This is a genomic window from Pasteurella testudinis DSM 23072 (assembly GCF_900176075.1).
In the GTDB taxonomy this organism is placed as follows: Bacteria; Pseudomonadota; Gammaproteobacteria; order Enterobacterales; family Pasteurellaceae; genus Chelonobacter; species Chelonobacter testudinis.
In genome coordinates this window covers 4,855-6,683 of sequence record NZ_FWWV01000041.1, presented here as the reverse complement: position 1 = coordinate 6,683, position 1,829 = coordinate 4,855, and the positions used below count along the sequence as shown (strand labels likewise).

Annotated in this window: 1 protein-coding gene; it reads right to left on the bottom strand. The window is 56.5% G+C overall.

The window, feature by feature from the left end; all coding sequences use genetic code 11:
* On the bottom strand, window positions 1-1,043 hold a 1,043-nt coding region (locus tag B8880_RS14895), incomplete at its 3' end, for a hypothetical protein (protein WP_472857741.1).
* Window positions 1,044-1,829: the final 786 nt, after the last annotated feature.

Here is a 1,829-nt window from a genome sequence, read left to right as displayed (position 1 = left end):
CCTTGCCGTTCCTCCACAATGCGGTCCAGGTCGTCATAGCGGTATTGCAGGCAGCTGTCGACGGTGTCGATTCGGCGCACCCGCCCGACCTTATCATATTGGTAGTGCACACTGTCGGCACCACAGCGGAGCAGTAGCAAACGCCCGTTGTCGTCATAGTGATAATCGGTCTGTTCGCCTTCCCCGTTGGTTAAGTGCAGCAGATTGCCGTTTTCATCATAACGAAACGTCCAGCGGTTGTCGGCAAAGTCGGTTTCGGTCTCGACCAAGCCGTCGGNGTTAAAGGTATAGGTGTAGGTTTCNCCCAACGGATTGGTGACCTGGTTGAGTTTCAGGCTGTCTTTATCATAGTCGTAACGCCAGCGGTTGCCTTCGCCGTCGATTTTCTCGCTCAGCAGGTCAAAGGCGCCGTAGCGTAACTGCCAGACCACGCCGTTGGCATCGGTGTAACGAATCAGGTTGCCGTGGCGGTCATAGTCTTGTTGTTCCCGGCTGTCGTTCGGGCGGTCAATTTGGGTGACCTGTCCGTGCGGATTATAGCCGTAGTGCCACTGTGCGTCGTTGGCGCTGCGCAGGCGGACGAGATTGTCGCGACGGTCATAGTCGAACTGAATCCGCCGTTGCTCGGCATCTTGTTCGGCAATCAAACGGTGGCGCGGGTCGTAGTGAAACTGCTGTTGGCGTTGGGTTTGTCCGATACGGTTATTAATCTGGGCGAGCAAGCCGAATTGATTAAACCGGAATTCGGTTTGGCTGCCGTCGGGGGCGGTGAACAGGGTTGTCTTGCCGTCGTCGGACTCGCTTCGGCGCCAAGTGCGGTCTAACGGGTCGGTGAGGGCGGTTAGCTGCTCTTCCTCATCGTATTGATAGTGCCAGGTTTCGCCGTCGGCAGCATAAAAGGTGCTGACCAAACCGGTTTGTGCCAGATAGTCGAAACGCAGGGTTTGCCCGCCGGGCAGGGTTTGTGCCAGCAGGTTGCCGTCGCGGTCATAGTCAAAGCGGGTCGTGGCTCCGCTGTCAGCGGTTATCCGCAGCGGTTTCATCAGCCGGGTATCGAACTGATAACGGGTGCAACGGCGTTGGCTGTCATACACAAGCGTCAAGCCGTCGTGATAGTCAAACCACACCGGATAGTAACCGTCGGCACCGATACTGTGAATGCAGCGCCCTTGGTCGTCATAGTGGTAATCCACCCAGGTTTGGTCATTGTCCGCCCAACGGGTTAGATTGTGCTGACTGTCATAGTGGTAGAACAGATGATAATCCAACAGCGCATCGCTTTCGATTAGGCAACCGGCACTATCTTGGGTATAACGAACCAACACTTGCGGTTGCTCGCTATCGGTGCGCACAATTTGTTGCAGGTATTGGGCATTGCCGCCGGCTTGCGTTTGATAGACNAGTGACAGCTCGATGCCGTCGGAGTGGGTGACGCGAGTTAAACGGGATTGCCCCTGCGGTTCATCGGCATAATGAAACACGACCGTATTGTCAAAGCGGTCAAGCCAACGGCTTAGCCGNAGCCTGCCGTCTTGCAGCGGTGCAAAGCCCAGCGNCTCATCGTGGTCGGCAAGCCATGCCGGGGGCAGGGCAAAACAGGTTGCGCTGCGGGTATCACGGTTGACGAGCTNGAGNTAGTCACNGTGGCGNTTGAGGGTGAACTGCGGATGNTCGGGGTTAAACGACTGNGTGCTGCCGATGGGCAGNGCAAAGTGCAAATAACTGCCTTCGACGGTTGCAATCCGCACATGCTGGCCATTCCCGCTCAGCTCGGCATAGTCGGAGAAGTTATCAACCCAATAGCGTCCACATAACCCGTCAGCCTGGTC